The 1,577-nt window shown below is 78.4% G+C and carries 1 protein-coding gene; it reads left to right on the top strand.

What is annotated here, in order from left to right:
• Positions 1 to 1,577, top strand: a 1,577-nt coding sequence (locus tag ACTUAL_RS01975) for a beta-ketoacyl synthase N-terminal-like domain-containing protein (RefSeq protein ID WP_440899056.1), incomplete at both ends; no start/stop codon positions are given.

The raw sequence follows: 1,577 nt of genomic DNA, 5'->3' as shown, positions 1-1,577 counted from the left end.
GGGGACCCGGAGGCCCTGCCCCGCCTGCTCGGCGCGCGGGTCGAGCTGGTGGTGTGCGCGACCGCGTTCGACTCGGCCGTCGCGGAGGACGTCGTGCTGCGCCGCCGCGCCGCCGGGATGCCCGCGCGGTGCCTGGCCTGGGGACCGTGGGAGGCCGAGACCGCGCAGGCCCGGCCGGGGCTGGCCGTGCTGCCGCTGCGGGACGGGCTGGCCGCGTTCGACGCCGCGCTCGGCGCCGACGAGCCGGTCGTCTCGGTGCTGCGCCCCGACCCCGACCTGGTCGCCGGGGACGTGCCCGCGCCGCTGCGCGACCTGCTGCACGTGGTCGCCGCCGAACCCGAGCCGGTCCGGGTGGCCGAGCTGCGGGCGAGCCTGGCCGGTCGCGGGGAGCGGGAGCGCAGGCGGCGGCTGCTCGACCTGGTGCGCGCCGAGACCGCGGCCCTGCGGCCCGCCGAGTTCGTGGTCGACGGGCACGAGCGCGGCTTCGCCGAACTCGGCTTCACCTCCGCCACCTCGGTCGCCCTGCGCAACCGGCTCACCGCCGCGACCGGGCTCGCGCTGCCCGCGACCGCCGCGTTCGAGCACCCCACCCCGACCGCGCTCGCCGCCCTGCTGCACGACGAGCTGTTCGGCGCGTCGCGGGTCCCGGTCGCGCCCGCGCGCGCCGTCGAGCGCTCGGGCGAGCCGATCGCGGTCGTCGCCGCCGGGTGCAGGCGGCCCGGCGGCGTCGCCTCCCCCGAGGACCTGTGGGAGGTCGTGCGCTCCGGCGCGGACGTGGTGTCGCCGTTCCCGGGCGACCGGGGCTGGGACCTGGACGCGCTGCGCGGCGCCTGCGCGGGCGGCGGGTTCCTGGCCGACGCCGCCCTGTTCGACGCCGCCCTGTTCGGGGTGCACCCGCGCGAGGCCCTCGCGATGGACCCGCAGCAGCGGCTGCTGCTCGAAGTCGCGTGGGAGGTGTTCGAGCGCGCCGGGATCGACCCGCGCTCGGTGGCGGGCGACGGGACCGGCGTGTTCGCCGGGCTGATGGGCCACGACTACGGGTCGCGGCCGGGGCTGGACCGGCAGCTCGTGGAGGGCTACCTGAGCACCGGCAACGCGGGCAGCGTCGCCTCCGGGCGGATCGCCTACGCGTTCGGGCTCACCGGGCCCGCGCTCACCGTGGACACCGCCTGCTCGTCGTCGCTGGTGGCGGTGCACCTGGCCGTGCAGTCGCTGCGGCGCGGCGAGTGCTCGATGGCGCTGGCGGGCGGCGCGACGGTCATGGCCACGCCCGCCGACTTCGTCGAGTTCGCCCGGCAGGGCGCGCTGGCCCCGGACGGCCGCTGCAAGCCGTTCTCGGCGTCGGCGGACGGGACGGCGTGGTCCGAGGGCGCGGGGTTGGTGCTGCTGGAGCGGCTGTCGGACGCGCGGCGCAACGGGCGCCGGGTGCTGGCGGTGATCCGGGGCAGCGCGGTGAACTCGGACGGGGCGTCGAACGGGTTGACGGCGCCGAGCGGTGCGGCGCAGCAGCGGGTGATCCGGGCGGCGCTCGCGGACGCAGGTCTGTCCACTTCGGACATCGATGCGGTGGAGGCGCA

It is taken from the genome of Actinosynnema sp., assembly GCF_052038725.1.
This window is presented reverse-complemented; position numbering and strand designations above follow the sequence as displayed.